Source organism: Pseudomonas sp. Irchel s3b2 (genome assembly GCF_900187445.1).
In the GTDB taxonomy this organism is placed as follows: Bacteria; Pseudomonadota; Gammaproteobacteria; order Pseudomonadales; family Pseudomonadaceae; genus Aquipseudomonas.
This window is the reverse complement of the sequence record NZ_FYEB01000008.1, coordinates 84,596-101,284: the sequence shown is the minus strand read 5'-3', so window position 1 is coordinate 101,284 and position 16,689 is coordinate 84,596. Positions and strand designations below refer to the sequence as shown.

Genomic DNA, 16,689 nt, shown 5'->3' with positions numbered 1-16,689 from the left:
GAAGGGACCCTCAAGTCTTGCGAAGACTTCTTCGCTGGCAAGCCAGCTCCTACCAAAGCAATATGACCCACAAGTTATAAATCGAGCGGTAAAAAGCGTTTTCGTCAACTTTGGAGTGTTTACAACAATGGCAAAGATCGTCGACATCAAAGGTCGTGAAGTTCTCGACTCCCGTGGCAATCCCACTGTGGAAGCAGACGTGCTTCTCGATAACGGCATCATCGGCAGCGCTTGCGCGCCATCCGGTGCTTCCACTGGCTCGCGTGAAGCACTCGAGCTGCGTGATGGCGACAAGAGCCGTTACCTGGGCAAAGGCGTTCTGAAAGCCGTCGGCAACATCAACGGTCCGATCCGCGATCTGTTGCTGGGTGCAGACCCAAGCGACCAGAAAGCGCTGGATCAAGCGATGATAAAGCTCGACGGTACTGAAAACAAAGGCTCCCTGGGCGCCAACGCGATCCTCGCCGTTTCCCTGGCTGCGGCCAAGGCAGCAGCACAGGACCAGGACCTGCCGTTGTACGCACACATCGCCAACCTGAACGGCACCCCGGGTGTTTACTCGATGCCGGTTCCGATGATGAACATCATCAACGGTGGCGAGCACGCCGATAACAACGTCGACATCCAGGAATTCATGGTTCAGCCAGTCGGCGCCAAGTCTTTCTCGGAAGGTCTGCGCATGGGCACCGAGATTTTCCATCACCTCAAAGCCGTTCTGAAGGCTCGTGGCCTGAGCACTGCCGTCGGTGACGAAGGTGGTTTCGCGCCGAACCTGGCCTCCAACGAAGACGCTTTGAAAGTGATCTCCGAAGCTGTGGCCAACGCCGGTTACAAGCTGGGCACCGACGTGACCCTGGCCCTGGACTGCGCGGCCAGCGAATTCTACGAAGACGGCAAGTACAACCTGTCCGGCGAAGGCCAGGTGTTCACCGCTGAAGGTTTCGCCGATTACCTGAAAGGTCTGACCGAGCGTTACCCGATCATCTCCATCGAAGACGGTCTGGACGAGTCCGACTGGGCTGGCTGGAAAATCCTCACCGACAAAATCGGCGAGAAGACTCAGCTGGTGGGCGACGACCTGTTCGTGACCAACACCAAGATCCTGAAAGAAGGCATCGATAAAAAGATCGCCAACTCTATCCTGATCAAGTTCAACCAGATCGGCACCCTGACCGAAACCCTGGAAGCCATCCAGATGGCCAAGGCCGCGGGTTACACCGCCGTGATCTCGCACCGCTCCGGCGAAACCGAAGATTCGACCATTGCCGACCTGGCCGTGGGCACCTCGGCTGGCCAGATCAAGACCGGCTCCCTGTGCCGTTCCGACCGTGTTTCCAAGTACAACCAACTGCTGCGTATCGAAGAGCAGTTGAATGGCAAAGCCAAGTACAACGGTCGTAGCGAATTCCGCGGTTAAGCGGAAATTGGTAAAAAGACACCGGATTGTGTCGGAAAAATCGCAGCAGCGATGGATTTGCCACTAATCTGATGCCTTAAGAGCACAAGCCTGGTTCTTCCAGGCTTCGTGCTATCAGAAGCTTCAAAGTTTTGGCATGGCTGTCTTTTTTCACTGGATACCTGATATTCGATGCGCAGTCCCAATTGGTTGTTCCTCGTCTTACTCTTGCTGCTGGCCGGTCTGCAGTACCGCCTGTGGGTGGGTAATGGCAGTCTGGCGCAAGTGGCCGAGCTGAAGCAGCAGATTGCGGATCAACACGCCGAGAACGAGGCGTTGCTGGAGCGCAATCGAGTGATGGACGCCGAAGTCAGCGAATTGAAAAAGGGCATGGAGACCGTTGAAGAACGGGCTCGTCATGAGTTGGGCATGGTCAAGGACGGTGAAACCCTTTACCAGTTGGCCCAATGATTAATTCGTTACCGGCCTTCTGGGCCGTGATTCCTGCCGCGGGCGTCGGTGCCCGTATGGCCGCGGACCGTCCCAAGCAATATTTGCAGCTGGGCGGGCGCACTATTCTCGAACACAGCCTTGGCTGTTTCCTCGATCATCCTGCCCTGAAAGGGTTGGTGGTCAGTCTTGCAATAGACGATCCTTACTGGCCTAACCTGGCGTGTGCGACTGATCCGCGTATTCAGCGGGTTGAAGGTGGCGCCGAGCGCTCCGGCTCGGTACTCAATGCCTTGCTGCATCTGCATGCCCAAGGCGCTGACGATGAGGATTGGGTGTTGGTTCACGATGCCGCACGACCGAATCTGGCGCGTGATGATCTCGATAAATTGCTCAGTGAGTTGGCCGACGATCCGGTAGGCGGTCTGTTGGCGGTACCTGCGCGCGATACCCTCAAGCGGGTCGACCAGCATGGGCGCGTGCTGGAAACGGTGGATCGCAGCGTGATCTGGCAGGCCTATACGCCGCAAATGTTTCGCCTTGGCGCGTTGCATCGAGCGTTGGCGGACAGTCTGGTGGCGGACGTCGTCGTTACCGACGAAGCCTCGGCCATGGAATGGTCAGGCCAGGCGCCGCGTCTGATTGAAGGGCGATCCGATAACATCAAAGTCACTCGCCCCGAAGACCTTGAGTGGTTGCGCCAGCGTTGGGTTAACCGCCGCTGATTGACTTTGTTTCTGTGTTGCTCGCGATAGCGGCAGTTCAGACAACCGACGTCTCGCTGACACGCCGGCGACCTCCTAGCTTCGATACTCCGGCCGTTCGGCCAACCCTTCCTTCAAGTAATCCACCAACTTGCGCACCTTCGGCGACAGATGCCGTTGCTGTGGGTAAAGCGCCCAAACGGCTGTGTTTGGCGGTTGATGGGCTTCCAGCAGCGAGATCAATTCGCCGTTTTTCAGGTATTCCAGCACGTAGTAATCCGGCAGCTGACACAACCCAACTCCTTGCAGCGCGGCATCGAGCACTGCCTGCCCACTGTTGCAGCGCCAGTTTCCCTGTACGCGCTGGGAAAATTCCCGCCCGTTCTGTTCCAGTTGCCAGATGTCCGAACTGCCGATAAGGCAGTTATGGCGACTCAGTTCCGACAAGCTGTGTGGGCGACCATACCGTTCCAGGTAGGACGGTGAAGCGCACAGGTACATGCGCCGTGGTGCCAGACGTGTCGCCACCAATCTTGAATCTTGTAGGCGGCCGAGGCGGATGGCCAGGTCCAGCCCTTCATGCACGAGATCGAGCGGACGGTTGCTCAGCTCGATGTCGATGCGAAGTTGCGGATATAGCCCCATGAAGCGAGTCACCAATGGCACGATGAATCGTTCGCCGTAGGCAACGGCACAGGTCATGCGCAGCATGCCTTTGGGTTCGCTGGTCAGGTCGCCGACAGCGCGCAACGCTTCCTCGCGACCGTCCTGCAAACGCTGGCAATGTTGCAAAAAGGTTTGCCCGGCCTCGGTCAGTGTGACCCGGCGGGTGCTGCGATAGAGCAAACGGGTTTGCAGGCGCTCTTCCAGCCGTACGATTTGGCGACTGATGTGAGAGGAAGACACCCCAAGACGCTCGGCCGCAGCGGTGAATTGGCTGCATTCGGCCACGGCGACGAACTCATCGATGCCTTCCCAGCGGTTTTCGGACATCAGGATTATCCCTGTATGGCAATAATGTTTTGCTTTTGTCCCGATTATTCATCGTAAGACGCTGTATTACACTCCTTGTCTCGTTTTTATTCACTGGAGAGTCAGCATGATCAAGTCGCGCGCCGCCGTTGCCTTCGAGGCCAAGAAACCCCTCGAGATCGTTGAAGTCGATGTCGCCATGCCCAAGGCTGGGGAAGTTCTGCTGCGCGTCGTCGCCTCCGGTGTTTGCCATACCGATGCCTACACCCTCTCGGGCGCTGACCCGGAAGGTATCTTCCCGTCGATCCTGGGTCACGAAGGTGGTGCGGTGGTCGAAGCGATCGGCGAGGGCGTGACCTCGGTCGCGGTCGGCGACCATGTGATCCCGCTGTACACCCCGGAATGCGGCAAGTGCAAATTCTGTCTGTCGGGCAAAACCAACCTCTGTCAGGCGATTCGTGCGACGCAGGGTAAAGGCCTGATGCCGGATGGCACTTCGCGTTTTTCCTACAAGGGCGAAACGATTTTCCACTATATGGGCACTTCGACGTTTTCCGAGTACACCGTGCTGCCGGAAATCTCCGTTGCCAAAATTCCTAAAGAAGCGCCATTGGAAAAAGTCTGCCTGCTGGGTTGTGGCGTCACCACGGGCATCGGCGCGGTAATCAACACTGCCAAGGTCAAACCGGGTGACACTGTCGCGATCTTCGGCTTGGGCGGCATCGGTCTGTCAGCTGTGATTGGCGCGGTCAAAGCCAAGGCAGGGCGGATCATCGCCATCGACATCAATCCGGCCAAGTTCGAGATCGCCAGGCAATTGGGCGCGACCGATTGTGTAAACCCGAAAGACTTTGATCGTCCGATTCAGGAAGTGATCGTCGACATGACCGATGGCGGCGTCGACTTTTCCTTCGAATGCATCGGCAACGTCCAGTTGATGCGTGCTGCACTTGAGTGCTGCCATAAAGGTTGGGGTGAGTCGGTGATCATCGGCGTGGCCGGCGCCGGTCAGGAAATCTCCACCCGTCCATTCCAGTTGGTGACCGGTCGCGTCTGGCGCGGTTCGGCGTTCGGTGGTGTGCGTGGGCGTACCGAGTTGCCAAGCTATGTCGAAATGGCCCAGACCGGCGAGATTCCACTGGATACCTTCATCACCCACACGATGGGCCTGGAAGATATCAACAAGGCGTTTGACCTGATGCATGAAGGCAAAAGCATCCGTACCGTCATCCATTTCTGAGGTCGGTCATGAGCCTGGAAAATATCTCCTGCCAGAAAAGCTTCGGCGGCTGGCACAAGCGCTATCGGCACCGCTCGGAAGTGCTCGGTTGCGACATGGTGTTTGCGGTGTACCTGCCGCCGCAAGCAGAGCAGGGCGGCAAATTGCCGGTGCTGTACTGGTTGTCCGGCCTGACCTGCACCGACGAGAACTTCATGCAAAAGGCCGGCGCCATGCGCATGGCCGCCGAGCTTGGGCTGATCATCGTCGCGCCGGACACCAGCCCGCGCGGTCCTGATGTGCCGGGCGATCCGGATGGCGCCTGGGACTTCGGTCTCGGTGCCGGGTTTTATCTGAATGCCACGCAGGAACCATGGTCCCGACACTATCGGATGCATGACTATGTCGTGCAGGAATTGCCGGCATTGGTCGAAGCGCATTTCCCTACATCGGAAAAGCGCGGCATCAGCGGTCACTCCATGGGGGGGCACGGCGCGCTGGTCTGCGCGTTGCGCAATCCGGGGCGTTATCTGTCAGTGTCGGCGTTCTCGCCGATCAACAACCCGATGGATTGCCCTTGGGGCCAGAAAGCCTTTTCCCGTTACTTGGGAGAAGACCGTTCGAAGTGGCGCGAGTGGGATGCCTGTGCATTGATTGCCGAGGCTGACGAGAAGCTGCCGCTGCTGGTCGATCAGGGGGATCGCGATGATTTCCTGGCCACCCAGCTCAAGCCTGAAACCTTGCAACAGGCCGCCAAACTGACGGGCCATCCGCTGACGTTGCGTCTGCAACCGGGCTACGACCACAGTTATTTCTTCATCGCCAGCTTCATTGACGACCACCTGCAACATCATGCGCGCGCTCTAGGCGCCTAATGCAGGTAGAATCACGCCCTGACAATAATCGGGGCGTTTTTTTATGCGTATTGGCCACGGCTATGATGTGCACCGTTTCGCTGAAGGCGATTTCATCACACTGGGCGGCGTGCGGATTGCACACAGCTTCGGGCTGCTCGCCCATTCCGACGGTGATGTCCTGCTGCACGCCTTGAGCGATGCCTTGCTCGGTGCTGCCGCGTTGGGTGATATCGGCAAGCACTTCCCGGACACCGACCCGCAATTCAAGGGCGCCGACAGCCGTGTGCTGTTGCGTCATGTCGTCGCACTGATCCACGCCAAAGGCTGGAAAGTCGGCAACGTCGATAACACCATCGTCGCCCAGGCCCCGAAAATGGCCCCGCATATCGAATCGATGCGCGCGCTGATTGCCGCGGATCTTCAAGTTGAGTTGGATCAAGTGAACGTGAAAGCTACCACCACCGAAAAGCTCGGCTTTGTCGGTCGCGAAGAAGGCATTGCCGTGCATGCCGTTGCCTTGTTGCTGCGCGCATGAACGAGGCGCAATTGCTTGGCCCGCGGGCCTATGGTGAGGCGCTCGGCAGCGCAGTACTGAAAGCCACAGCGGAAGACTTTCAGGTCGATGAGGTGCTTGATATCCCCCTCAGTGGTGATGGCGAACACCTGTGGATCTGGGTGGAAAAGCGCGGTCTGAATACCGAAGAAGCGGCACGGCGCATTGCCAAGGCGGCGGGTGTACCGTTGCGTACTGTCAGCTACGCGGGCCTCAAGGACCGTCAGGCGCTGACTCGCCAGTGGTTCAGCGTGCAACTGCCGGGCAAGGCCGATCCTGATCTGTCGGCGGCGGAAAACGACACGCTGAAAATCCTCAAGACCGGTCGGCATAAACGCAAACTGCAACGCGGTGCCCACTCGGCCAACGGCTTCACCTTGCGCTTGACCCAGTTCGCCGGTGACAAGGCGGCGATCGAAGAGCGTCTGCAACTGATCGCCAAGCAAGGTATTCCCAATTATTTCGGCGCCCAGCGTTTCGGCTTTGATGGCGGCAACGTCGTCGACGCTCGTGCCTGGGCAGCGCGCAAGGCCTTGCCGGAGCAGCGCAATGTGCGTTCGCGGCTGCTCTCCACTGCGCGCAGTTTTCTGTTCAATCAAGTGTTGGCGGCGCGCGTCGCCGATGGCACCTGGCAGCGCGCTCAAGTGGGCGATCTGCTGGCGTTCACCGACAGCCGCAGTTTTTTCCCGGCAGGTGTTGCCGAATGCAGCGACCCGCGCTTGGCGATTCTCGACCTGCACCCGACCGGCCCGCAGTGGGGCGAAGGTGACTCGCCGACGTCAGGCGCTGTCCATGAATTAGAGCAGGCAATCGCCGCGCGCGAAGCGGATCTGCGCGATTGGTTGATTAACGCCGGAATGAGCCACGAACGTCGCATCCTGCGGCTGCCCATTGGCGGGTTGACGTGGCATTATCCCGAGCCTGACATTCTGCAACTGGAATTCGTCCTGCCGGCCGGATGCTTCGCCACCGTATTGGTGCGTGAACTCGTCGATCTGGTGCCGGTGGGGCAGACGGACAGCCCATGCGTATTCTGATTTCTAACGACGATGGGGTAACCGCACCCGGTCTCGCCGCGCTTTATGCTGCGCTGGCGGATTACACCGAATGCGTGGTTATCGCCCCGGACCAAGACAAAAGCGGCGCCAGCAGCTCGCTGACGCTCGACCGTCCGTTGCACCCGCAAACCCTGGCCAACGGCTTTATCAGCCTCAACGGCACACCCACCGACTGCGTGCACCTGGGTCTTAACGGCTTGTTGGAATTCGAGCCGGACATGGTGGTTTCCGGCATCAACCTGGGTGCCAACCTGGGGGACGACGTGCTGTATTCCGGCACTGTGGCTGCGGCCCTTGAGGGCCGTTTCCTTGGGCGTCCTTCGTTTGCCTTTTCGTTCGTCTCACGGCAAGTAGAGAACCTTCCCACGGCCGCCTATTTTGCGCGCAAACTGGTAGAGGCTCACGCGGACCTTGATCTGCCACCGCGCACGGTACTGAACGTGAACATTCCCAACTTGCCGCTGGAGCACATCCGCGGTATCCAGCTGACCCGCCTCGGCCATCGCGCACGCGCTGCGGCACCGATGAAAGTGGTCGACCCGCGCGGTAAATCCGGTTACTGGATCGCGGCGGCGGGGGACGCTGAAGATGGCGGCCCGGGCACCGATTTCCATGCGGTGATGCAAGGCTATGTTTCAATCACGCCACTGCAACTGGATCGCACCTTTAATGATGCCTTCAGAAGTCTCGATGGCTGGCTGGAGGGGCTGCGTTAATGGCTCGTGAACAAGACGATATTCTGCATCGCGGCATCGGGATGACCTCTCAGCGGACCCGTGAGCGTCTGATTCAGCGCCTCTATGAAGAAGGGGTATCCAACGCCAAGGTGCTGGAAGTCATCCGCCGTACACCGCGTCATCTGTTCGTCGATGAGGCGCTGGCCCACCGTGCTTATGAAGATACGGCGCTGCCGATCGGGCATAACCAGACCATCTCCCAGCCTTATATGGTGGCTCGCATGAGCGAGCTGCTGCTGGAAGCCGGTCCGTTGGACAAGGTGCTGGAAATCGGTACCGGTTCGGGTTACCAGACGGCCGTGCTGTCGCAATTGGTCGAGCGGGTTTTTTCCGTGGAGCGCATTAAGGTTCTGCAAGACCGGGCCAAAGAGCGCCTGGTGGAGTTGAACCTGCGCAACGTGGTATTTCGCTGGGGCGACGGTTGGGAAGGCTGGCCGGCATTGGCGCCATACAACGGCATCATCGTCACCGCCGTGGCTACCGACGTGCCTCAGGCATTGCTCGATCAATTGGCGCCAGGTGGGCGACTGGTGATTCCGGTCGGGTCCGGTGAAGTTCAACAATTGATGTTGATCATTCGGGAAGAACAGGGTTTTTCCAGACGTGTTCTGGGGGCGGTGCGCTTTGTGCCATTGCTCAACGGGCCGTTGGCCTGAGCATTTGTTTTAGCGCGCTGAATTCTCTTCGATTGCCCGGGTCTTACAGCGGCATCGATTGGTTAAACGGAATTCATCGTCAGGCAGCAAACGTGTGCGTGAAGCGAATCCGCTTCATTAAAGGTAAAGCCTGTTCGGCCCGTTATACTTGCGACATTTCGTGCCGGAGCACGGCAATTCATATTTTCAGCCACCACAAAGGGAGCGGCGGGTGAGTCTCACAGTCGTTGCGCAGCGAATGGGTATAACGAGCTTTCAGCGTCTGGTGACTGGCCTTGTCTTGAGTACCTTGCTGGTCGGATGTTCCAGCACCAAATCAGGGAGTGCGAGCGTCGTCGATCGCAATAACGCGGTCGCTCAGCGTCCGGCCGTGACTACCGGTCAGTACGTTGTCCGCCCCAAGGACACCTTGTTCTCCATCGCCTTTCGCTATGGTTGGGACTACAAAGCCCTCGCGGCACGGAACAACATTCCTACGCCTTATACGATCCATCCGGGTCAGACAATTCGCTTCGACGGTCGCAGCGGTTCAACACCGACGACGGTAGTGAGTTCATCCAGTTCCTCGCCTTCATCGTCGAGTAAAACTACGGTAATTCGGCGCCAGGCAAATGGCGCGACGACCACTACAACAGTGCTTGCACCGTCCGTCGCCAACAAACCGGCACCCGCTCCAGTGCCTCCTGCCGGTCCGGCCCCGACAGGCTGGGGGTGGCCTTCTGGTGGCATTCTGATTGGTAAATTCTCTTCAAACGGTAGTTTGAATAAAGGAATTGATATCGCCGGAGATTTGGGACAGCCTGTTTTAGCTGCGTCTGATGGGACGGTGGTATACGCCGGGAGTGGCTTAAGGGGCTACGGCGAATTAGTCATCATCAAACACAGCGATACCTACGTCAGTGCCTACGGACATAACCGCAGGCTGTTGGTTCGGGAGGGGCAGCAGGTCAAAGTCGGACAGACAATTGCCGAAATGGGGTCAACGGGTACAGACCGGGTGAAACTGCATTTTGAGATTCGCCGACAAGGTAAGCCAGTAGATCCGCTGCAATTTCTGCCACGTCGTTGATTTGTTAGCCAGCCTGTTCCGTCACGTAGAGGGAACAGGCTCCAGCGTTGCCAAGGATAGAGGCGTCGCTTGAGCTTGAGGTCGAACTCACCAAAGGACTATAACAATGGCTCTCAGTAAAGAAGTGCCGGAGTTTGACATCGACGATGAGGTTCTCCTGATGGAGACCGGCATCGCCACGGATTCGATGTCGAATGATGAAGGGGATGCACCGCCCTCCGTTCGTGCCAAATCCAAACACTCCGCTTCGCTTAAGCAACACAAGTACATCGACTACACGCGGGCACTCGATGCCACGCAGCTGTACCTCAACGAAATCGGCTTTTCCCCATTGCTCTCCCCGGAAGAAGAAGTTCATTTTGCACGCCTTTCGCAAAGTGGCGATCCGGCCGGGCGCAAGCGCATGATTGAAAGCAACCTGCGGCTGGTGGTGAAAATCGCCCGGCGTTACGTCAATCGTGGGCTGTCGCTGCTGGACCTGATCGAAGAGGGCAACCTCGGCCTGATCCGGGCAGTAGAAAAGTTCGATCCCGAACGCGGTTTCCGCTTTTCGACCTACGCCACCTGGTGGATTCGTCAGACCATCGAGCGCGCGATCATGAATCAGACCCGGACCATCCGGCTGCCGATCCATGTGGTCAAAGAGCTCAACGTGTACTTGCGGGCTGCACGGGAGCTGACTCAAAAGCTCGATCACGAACCCTCACCCGAAGAAATCGCCAACCTGCTGGAGAAGCCGGTAGGCGAGGTCAAGCGCATGCTCGGCCTGAACGAGCGGGTTTCTTCGGTCGACGTCTCGCTGGGTCCGGATTCGGATAAAACCCTGCTGGACACCCTGACCGACGACCGTCCGACCGATCCATGCGAACTGTTGCAGGACGACGACCTGTCACAGAGCATCGATCAGTGGCTCTCGGAGCTGACCGACAAGCAACGCGAGGTGGTCGTACGCCGCTTCGGCTTGCGAGGTCACGAGAGCAGCACGCTTGAAGACGTAGGCCTGGAAATCGGCCTGACCCGGGAGCGTGTCAGGCAAATTCAGGTTGAAGGCCTCAAGCGTCTTCGGGAGATTCTCGAGAAAAACGGCCTGTCGAGTGAGTCGCTGTTCCAATAAGCACCTCGTTCACCGGTTACAAAAAGCCCCGACTGACTCGGGGCTTTTTGTTGCCGGGAGTATGAGATGTGCGTTGTTTTCAGCACCACCTCAAGTTTGTAGTCTCGCGTTGTAAGTCTTTGCTTACTCTTTCGTAAGTGTTCGTTATTTTTACACCCTGGCAGTTGTCTATTTGGTTTGTGACGTTTATCTACCTTGTTGATTTATATGATTATTTTTTTAGATTAACGGCATGTGACAAGCGATTTTAGCGACAAAGGCCGATTGCTCTTAGTGGGGAATTCTCTAGTATCTGAACTGTGTCGACGGATAGACACGCCCTTCAAGGATGAGGGGAATGGATATCGCAGGGAGCGATTCATCAGGACGATGAAAAGGAACACAAGGAATAGGGAAAAAATGTGGGCGGGTCATACCGCCCCTTTTTTTGCCTGCAGAAAAGCAAAAAGGCCCACAAGGGGCCTTTTCTAGAGCGCGGGGGTAATCAGCGTTCGAGGTCTTTAATCTTGCCTTTGACGCCGTCCCACTCTTCGGCATCGGGCAACGATTCTTTCTTCTCGGTGATGTTGGGCCAGATTTCCGCCAGCTCAACGTTCAGCTGAATGAATTCCTGCATATCTTCCGGAACTTCATCTTCAGAGAAGATGGCCACGGCAGGGCATTCTGGTTCGCACAGTGCGCAGTCGATGCACTCATCCGGGTGAATCACCAGGAAGTTCGGGCCTTCGTAAAAGCAGTCCACCGGACAGACTTCTACGCAGTCGGTGTACTTGCACTTGATGCAGTTGTCGGTGACGACGAAGGTCATTTCTAATTCTCTCCTCAGGCGGCGGCAGCGGAGCCCCTTCAGGACGGGGTCGCCAGGTTCGGGAGCGATAGTCTGCAGACCAGGCTATTAGCCTGCAGCATCCCAAACCGCGCGAGATTCTAACAGCTTGCAGGCAAGTGCGTTAGATCCGTGTCTTTAATGTATAGAGCATTTCGAGTGCACGACGCGGTGTCAGGTCATCCAGGTCAAGCTTGGCTAGCTCATCCAGCACTGGATGCGGCAGGCTGGCGAACAGGTCGCTCTGCTGCGGCGTGACCGGTTTGCCTTTGATCGGCTTCGGAACTTCATGAGGCAGCGCTGTGGATTCCAGTCGGCTCAAGTGTTCACGAGCACGCACGATCACTTCGCTCGGCACACCGGCCAGCTGCGCAACCGCTAGGCCATAGCTCTGGCTGGCAGGCCCAGGCAACACGTGGTGCAGGAACACGATGCGTTCATTGTGTTCGGTGGCATTGAGGTGCACGTTGGCCACTAATGGCTGGGCTTCCGGCAGCACTGTCAGCTCGAAATAGTGGGTAGCGAACAGAGTGTAGGCCCGCAGGTGCGCCAGACGCTCAGCTGCGGCCCAGGCCAGGGACAGACCGTCGAAGGTGCTGGTGCCGCGGCCGACTTCATCCATCAGCACCAGGCTGCGTTCGGTGGCGTTGTGCAGGATGTTCGCGGTTTCGCTCATTTCGACCATGAAGGTCGAACGCCCGCCGGCCAAGTCATCGCTGGAACCGATCCGGGTGAAGATCCGGTCCACCAAAGACAATTCGCAACTGGCCGCCGGCACGAAACTGCCGATATGCGCCAGCAGCACAATCAATGCGGTCTGACGCATGTAGGTGGATTTACCGCCCATGTTCGGACCGGTGATCACCAGCATGCGGGTGTTGTCGTCAAGGCTCAGGTCGTTGGCCACGAACGGCGTGGTGAGCACTTGCTCGACCACCGGGTGACGACCCTGGCTGATGCGCATGCACGGCTCGCTGACGAAACGCGGGCAGTTCAGGTCCAGATTCAACGCACGTTCGGCGAGGTTGCTCAGCACGTCCAGCTCGGCCAGTGCGGCGGCGGTGTCCTGCAAGGGCGGCAGTTGGCTGATCAGGTCTTCGAGCAGCGCTTCGTAGAGCATCTTCTCGCGAGCCAGGGCGCGGCTCTTGGCTGACAGCGCCTTGTCTTCGAACGCCTTCAGTTCCGGCGTGATGAAGCGCTCGGCGCCTTTGAGGGTCTGCCGGCGAATATAGTCCGCAGGCGCCGATTCGGCCTGCTTGCTCGGCAACTCGATGAAGTAACCGTGAATCCGGTTGTAGCCGACCTTCAGGTGCGACAGGCCGGTGCGGGCCTTCTCACGCGCTTCGAGATCAATCAGGAATTGCCCGGCGTTTTCGCTCAGCGATTGCAGCTCATCGAGCTCGCTGTCGTAACCGGTTTTCAACACGCCGCCGTCACGGATGACTGCGGGCGGGTTGTCGATAATGGCTTTTTCCAGCAATGCCGCCAGTTCCGGATAGGTGCTGGTGGTCGTCGCCAGTTGAATGATGTGTGGAGCGTCAAGTTCGGCCATCGCTACCTGCAACTCTGGCAGTGCACCGAGGGCATCGCGCAGGCGCGCCAAGTCACGAGGACGGGCATTGCGCAAGCCGATCCGCGCGAGAATCCGCTCGATGTCACCGATTTCCTTGAGCTGCGGTTGCAGTTTTTCGAAGCGGTAACCGTCGAGCAGGCAAGTGATCGAGCTCTGACGCGCCAGCAATACGGTCAAATCCCGCAGCGGACGGTTTAGCCAGCGAGTCAGCAGACGACTGCCCATCGCGGTTTGGCAGCGATCGACCACCGATTGCAAGGTGTTGTCGCGACCACCGGCCAGGTTGGTATCCAGTTCCAGGTTGCGACGGCTCGCGCCGTCCAGCACCACGGTGTCGTCCAGGCGTTCATGACGCAGGCTGCGCAAATGCGGCAGGGCGGTGCGCTGGGTTTCCTTGGCATAGCTGAGCAGGCAACCGGCGGCGCCGATGGCCAAGGTCAGGTTCTCGCAGCCGAAACCTTTCAGGTCCTGGGTGGAAAACTGCTGGCAAAGACTTTTCAACGCCGAGTCGCGCTCGAAATCCCACGGCGCACGGCGACGAACCCCACGACGTTTTTCCGCCGGCAGATCTTTCGGCCAGTCGTCCGGGATCATCAGCTCTACCGGATTGACCCGCTCCAGTTCCGCCAGCAGGTTTTCCCAGCCTTTGATCTCCAGCACCGTGAAGTTGCCGCTGGTGATGTCCAGCACCGCCAGGCCGAACAGACGCTCATCACCCAGCACCGCCGCAATCAGGTTGTCCCGGCGCTCATCCAGCAGCGCTTCATCGCTGACCGTGCCGGGGGTGATGATCCGCACCACCTGACGATCTACCGGGCCTTTGCTGGTAGCCGGGTCGCCGACCTGCTCACAGATCACCACCGACTCGCCGAGCTTCACCAGTTTCGCCAGGTAACCTTCCGCGGCGTGGTAAGGAATCCCACACATTGGAATCGCCTGGCCTGCCGATTGCCCACGGGCGGTGAGGGTGATGTCCAGCAACTTGGCAGCCTTCTTCGCGTCTTCATAGAAGATCTCGTAGAAGTCGCCCATGCGGTAGAACATCAGCTGGTCAGGGTGCTGGTTTTTCAGGCGCCAATACTGCTGCATCATCGGCGTGTGGGAGGACAGATCGGAGAGCGCTTTATTCATTGGATATAGGCAAATTCGTTGAAAGGTGTAGGGCAAAGGAGGGGCATCGGCCCGGCTTTTCCGCGATGGGCGCAAGGTTACCATGGGCGGTCCGGCCTACGCAGGCATGAAAGCCTTGCAGAAGGTTTTCGTGATATATGCACGATTTATGCGTTATATATGCAATTTAGCATTTGTTTTACGAAAAAAGATCAAGCACTATGCGCGTTATGCAAAAACGCAATGTTTCTACCGTATTAAGAGCGCTGCTCGACCAGCACGGGATCTCCCCCACGGAGCTTCACCGTCGCACTGGCGTGCCTCAATCCACTCTCTCGCGCATCCTCAGCGGGAAAATCGTCGATCCTTCGGATAAGCACATCTCGAAGATTGCCGAGTACTTCGGCGTGAGTACCGATCAATTGCGGGGGCGCGCAGTCGCGCCGGCCGCCGGCGTCGGGCGCGATGAACTGCATTCGGAACTCAAGGACATAAGCCTGTGGGACGACGATACGCCAGTCGATGACGACGAGGTGTCGGTCCCGTTTCTTCGCGAGGTTGAATTGGCTGCTGGATCAGGAAGATTCGTCATCGAAGAGAGCGAGCGCTCTAGCCTGCGCTTTGGCAAGCGTAGTTTGCGCCACAACGGTGTGCAGTTCGACCAGGCAAAATGCGTAACCGTGCGCGGCAACAGCATGTTGCCGGTGCTGCGCGATGGCGCCACCGTTGGGGTGAATGCCGGCAAATGCGGGATTGGCGACATCATCGACGGCGACCTGTACGCCATCAACCATAACGGTCAATTGCGGGTAAAACAGCTTTATCGCTTGCCATCCGGTATCCGCCTGCGCAGCTTCAATCGCGACGAGCATCCGGACGAGGACTACACCTTTCAGGAAATCCAGGAAGAACAGATTGTCATCCTCGGTCATGTCTTCTGGTGGGGAATGTACGCCCGTTAACCGCACCGCGGTCAGATAAACCCGCTGCCCGGCGGGTTTTTTTCGCCTTGGCGAAACCCCTTGTCTACCGGGTATCCAATGCGTTTGTGCATTTAATTGTTTAAAAATAAATGCATTAATGCATTGACTGTATATGCATCCATGCATACTCTTTATCCCAAGGCGTTCAACAAAGGGCTGCCGGTCAGGAAAGGCGTAGGACCACTTTACTGAAAGGCCTGACCGTTTGAACCCAACACTCTTTTTCACTCACCTCCGGGGGGGGGGGCGCGACATGGCAAACGAGCAGCAAGCGTTGCTGGACATGCCAATCTGGCTGGGCATCGGTCTCGCCCTGGTGGGCGGGGTATCCGGCGAAATGTGGCGCGCCGACAAGGAGGGCGCTCGGGGCTGGTCGCTGTTGCGGCGCCTGGCGCTGCGTTCAGGAGCCTGCATGATCTGCGGGATCTCGGCAATCATGCTGCTATACGCCGCCGGCGTGTCGATCTGGGCCGCAGGTGCCTTCGGCTGCCTGACGGCGATGGCCGGGGCGGACGTGGCCATCGGGCTGTATGAGCGCTGGGCCGCCAAGCGAATTGGCGTTTGCGAAGTGCCACCGCGCGACTCCTCGTCCCGATCAACGGTGAAGCGGCGTCGCTGATCTTCGCGTTGCTATTAGGGTGGCCATTAATGCCTGCCATCATCGAAAAAAAACCGATGCTCAGCGAATTATCCTCATCACCGCCGCAGGCGATAGCGGACTGATTGCTCTGCAGGCCCATCAGGCCTATGTCAGAGCCCTCACTCGCTAACATTTTGATCGATCCTGAACCTTGCAAGCGCGATCCGCTCGTGTACGGTAGGCCTCATTCCGCTCGATCAGGAGAGAGCCGTGAAAGATATCACTCAGCTGGCCGCTGAACTTGGCAGACGCTTGCAGGTTCTCAATGCTCACGTCACCACCGCCGAATCCTGCACTGGTGGTGGGATAGCCGAGGCGATCACCCGCATTCCGGGGAGTTCGGCGTGGTTTGAGGCCGGTTATGTCACTTACTCCAACCGCCAGAAAACCCGGCAACTGGATGTCCCGGCCGAGTTGTTTCCAACCGTCGGGGCGGTCAGTCGCGAGGTAGTCGAGGCCATGGTCCGCGGCGCGCAGGAAAAAAGCCGGGCGCGTTTTGCCGTGGCGGTGAGCGGTGTAGCCGGGCCGGACGGCGGTTCGCCGGCCAAGCCGGTGGGCACTGTGTGGCTGGCCTGGGGTGTCGGCGAGCAGGTGTTCAGCGAGGTGCAATACTTTGCCGGTAACCGTGACGAGGTCCGCCGACAAACGGTGAAGGCCGCGCTAGAGGGGTTGCTGCGGCATGCCGCTGGAGAAATCTCAAATCAGGGGTAGGCGATCCTGAAACGCTGTGGAATAATACTGGCTACTTATACAGGTGTTGGCCGTCAGGCCT

The 16,689-nt window shown here is 58.2% G+C and carries 17 protein-coding genes and 1 pseudogene; 15 read left to right on the top strand and 3 right to left on the bottom strand.

What is annotated here, in order from left to right; genetic code table 11:
* The first annotated feature begins 127 nt into the window (after window positions 1-127).
* The 3 genes from eno to ispD all read left to right on the top strand — a co-directional run bounded on the left by eno (window position 128) and on the right by ispD (window position 2,571).
* The gene (gene eno, locus CKW20_RS18045) at window positions 128-1,417 is read left to right on the top strand and encodes a phosphopyruvate hydratase (protein WP_095054148.1); all 1,290 of its coding nucleotides are present in this window, start codon (window positions 128-130) and stop codon (window positions 1,415-1,417) included.
* A 171-nt stretch (window positions 1,418-1,588) separates the two neighbouring features.
* Window positions 1,589-1,867 (top strand): cell division protein FtsB, encoded by a 279-nt coding sequence (gene ftsB, locus CKW20_RS18040; protein WP_007907178.1) that lies wholly within the window; start codon window positions 1,589-1,591, stop codon window positions 1,865-1,867.
* A complete protein-coding gene (gene ispD / locus CKW20_RS18035; RefSeq protein WP_095054147.1) occupies window positions 1,864-2,571 on the top strand; it encodes a 2-C-methyl-D-erythritol 4-phosphate cytidylyltransferase in 708 nt (235 codons plus the stop codon). The genes ftsB and ispD overlap by 4 nt, the downstream gene beginning before the upstream one ends.
* Window positions 2,572-2,646: 75 nt before the next feature.
* Here ispD and CKW20_RS18030 read toward each other — a convergent pair whose 3' ends face one another.
* On the bottom strand, window positions 2,647-3,543 hold the full coding sequence (locus CKW20_RS18030) for a LysR substrate-binding domain-containing protein (protein ID WP_095054146.1): 897 nt from the start codon (window positions 3,541-3,543) through the stop codon (window positions 2,647-2,649).
* 106 nt (window positions 3,544-3,649) lie between these two features.
* On the opposite strand from CKW20_RS18030, the gene CKW20_RS18025 reads away from it, so the two are divergent.
* The 8 genes from CKW20_RS18025 to rpoS all read left to right on the top strand — a co-directional run bounded on the left by CKW20_RS18025 (window position 3,650) and on the right by rpoS (window position 10,785).
* Entirely contained in the window at window positions 3,650-4,762 is a 1,113-nt protein-coding gene (locus CKW20_RS18025; RefSeq protein ID WP_095054145.1) for an S-(hydroxymethyl)glutathione dehydrogenase/class III alcohol dehydrogenase, read from the top strand.
* 8 nt (window positions 4,763-4,770) lie between these two features.
* Window positions 4,771-5,616: an S-formylglutathione hydrolase gene (fghA, locus tag CKW20_RS18020; protein WP_095054144.1), complete on the top strand. Its 846-nt coding sequence runs from the start codon at window positions 4,771-4,773 to the stop codon at window positions 5,614-5,616.
* Window positions 5,617-5,659: 43 nt separating this feature from the next.
* Complete coding sequence (ispF, locus tag CKW20_RS18015) at window positions 5,660-6,133, top strand: 2-C-methyl-D-erythritol 2,4-cyclodiphosphate synthase (RefSeq protein WP_095054143.1); 474 nt, start codon at window positions 5,660-5,662, stop codon at window positions 6,131-6,133.
* Window positions 6,130-7,188, top strand: a complete 1,059-nt coding sequence (gene truD, locus CKW20_RS18010) for a tRNA pseudouridine(13) synthase TruD (protein ID WP_095054142.1) — start codon at window positions 6,130-6,132, stop codon at window positions 7,186-7,188. Before ispF ends, truD begins: the two co-directional genes overlap by 4 nt.
* Window positions 7,176-7,925, top strand: coding sequence for a 5'/3'-nucleotidase SurE (gene surE / locus CKW20_RS18005; protein ID WP_095054141.1), 750 nt, complete (start codon window positions 7,176-7,178; stop codon window positions 7,923-7,925). Before truD ends, surE begins: the two co-directional genes overlap by 13 nt.
* A gap of 41 nt (window positions 7,926-7,966) precedes the next feature.
* Window positions 7,967-8,602, top strand: coding sequence for a protein-L-isoaspartate(D-aspartate) O-methyltransferase (locus tag CKW20_RS18000; protein WP_173861137.1), 636 nt, complete (start codon window positions 7,967-7,969; stop codon window positions 8,600-8,602).
* 211 nt (window positions 8,603-8,813) lie between these two features.
* Entirely contained in the window at window positions 8,814-9,671 is an 858-nt protein-coding gene (locus tag CKW20_RS17995) for a peptidoglycan DD-metalloendopeptidase family protein (RefSeq protein ID WP_095054140.1), read from the top strand.
* 106 nt (window positions 9,672-9,777) lie between these two features.
* Window positions 9,778-10,785: an RNA polymerase sigma factor RpoS gene (gene rpoS / locus CKW20_RS17990; protein WP_007907200.1), complete on the top strand. Its 1,008-nt coding sequence runs from the start codon at window positions 9,778-9,780 to the stop codon at window positions 10,783-10,785.
* A 484-nt stretch (window positions 10,786-11,269) separates the two neighbouring features.
* Here the strand turns inward: rpoS and fdxA are convergent, their stop codons facing one another.
* Both fdxA and mutS read right to left on the bottom strand, forming a co-directional pair.
* Window positions 11,270-11,593 (bottom strand): ferredoxin FdxA, encoded by a 324-nt coding sequence (fdxA, locus tag CKW20_RS17985; RefSeq protein ID WP_003222178.1) that lies wholly within the window; start codon window positions 11,591-11,593, stop codon window positions 11,270-11,272.
* A gap of 142 nt (window positions 11,594-11,735) precedes the next feature.
* Window positions 11,736-14,315 carry a DNA mismatch repair protein MutS gene (gene mutS / locus CKW20_RS17980; protein WP_095054139.1) on the bottom strand — a complete coding sequence of 860 codons (2,580 nt, stop codon included), beginning with the start codon at window positions 14,313-14,315 and terminating at the stop codon, window positions 11,736-11,738.
* 209 nt (window positions 14,316-14,524) lie between these two features.
* On the opposite strand from mutS, the gene CKW20_RS17975 reads away from it, so the two are divergent.
* The 4 genes and pseudogenes from CKW20_RS17975 to CKW20_RS17965 all read left to right on the top strand — a co-directional run bounded on the left by CKW20_RS17975 (window position 14,525) and on the right by CKW20_RS17965 (window position 16,628).
* Window positions 14,525-15,256, top strand: a complete 732-nt coding sequence (locus tag CKW20_RS17975) for an XRE family transcriptional regulator (RefSeq protein ID WP_095054236.1) — start codon at window positions 14,525-14,527, stop codon at window positions 15,254-15,256.
* 274 nt (window positions 15,257-15,530) lie between these two features.
* The gene (locus CKW20_RS17970) at window positions 15,531-15,896 is read left to right on the top strand and encodes a phage holin family protein (RefSeq protein ID WP_095054138.1); all 366 of its coding nucleotides are present in this window, start codon (window positions 15,531-15,533) and stop codon (window positions 15,894-15,896) included.
* A gap of 58 nt (window positions 15,897-15,954) precedes the next feature.
* Window positions 15,955-16,047, top strand: a pseudogene (locus CKW20_RS29920) (lysis protein); the annotation flags it as partial.
* Between the two features lie 80 nt (window positions 16,048-16,127).
* Entirely contained in the window at window positions 16,128-16,628 is a 501-nt protein-coding gene (locus CKW20_RS17965) for a CinA family protein (RefSeq protein ID WP_095054137.1), read from the top strand.
* Window positions 16,629-16,689: the final 61 nt, after the last annotated feature.

Coding starts and splice junctions, on each gene's coding strand:
- ftsB (WP_007907178.1), top strand. CDS start 1,589: ATGCGCAGTCCCAATTGGTTGTTCCTCGTCTTACTCTTGCTGCTGGCC.
- surE (WP_095054141.1), top strand. CDS start 7,176: ATGCGTATTCTGATTTCTAACGACGATGGGGTAACCGCACCCGGTCTC.
- fdxA (WP_003222178.1), bottom strand. CDS start 11,593: ATGACCTTCGTCGTCACCGACAACTGCATCAAGTGCAAGTACACCGAC.
- CKW20_RS17975 (WP_095054236.1), top strand. CDS start 14,525: ATGCAAAAACGCAATGTTTCTACCGTATTAAGAGCGCTGCTCGACCAG.
- rpoS (WP_007907200.1), top strand. CDS start 9,778: ATGGCTCTCAGTAAAGAAGTGCCGGAGTTTGACATCGACGATGAGGTT.
- CKW20_RS18030 (WP_095054146.1), bottom strand. CDS start 3,543: ATGTCCGAAAACCGCTGGGAAGGCATCGATGAGTTCGTCGCCGTGGCC.
- ispF (WP_095054143.1), top strand. CDS start 5,660: ATGCGTATTGGCCACGGCTATGATGTGCACCGTTTCGCTGAAGGCGAT.
- mutS (WP_095054139.1), bottom strand. CDS start 14,315: ATGAATAAAGCGCTCTCCGATCTGTCCTCCCACACGCCGATGATGCAG.
- CKW20_RS18025 (WP_095054145.1), top strand. CDS start 3,650: ATGATCAAGTCGCGCGCCGCCGTTGCCTTCGAGGCCAAGAAACCCCTC.
- CKW20_RS18000 (WP_173861137.1), top strand. CDS start 7,967: ATGACCTCTCAGCGGACCCGTGAGCGTCTGATTCAGCGCCTCTATGAA.
- truD (WP_095054142.1), top strand. CDS start 6,130: ATGAACGAGGCGCAATTGCTTGGCCCGCGGGCCTATGGTGAGGCGCTC.
- ispD (WP_095054147.1), top strand. CDS start 1,864: ATGATTAATTCGTTACCGGCCTTCTGGGCCGTGATTCCTGCCGCGGGC.
- eno (WP_095054148.1), top strand. CDS start 128: ATGGCAAAGATCGTCGACATCAAAGGTCGTGAAGTTCTCGACTCCCGT.
- fghA (WP_095054144.1), top strand. CDS start 4,771: ATGAGCCTGGAAAATATCTCCTGCCAGAAAAGCTTCGGCGGCTGGCAC.
- CKW20_RS17970 (WP_095054138.1), top strand. CDS start 15,531: ATGGCAAACGAGCAGCAAGCGTTGCTGGACATGCCAATCTGGCTGGGC.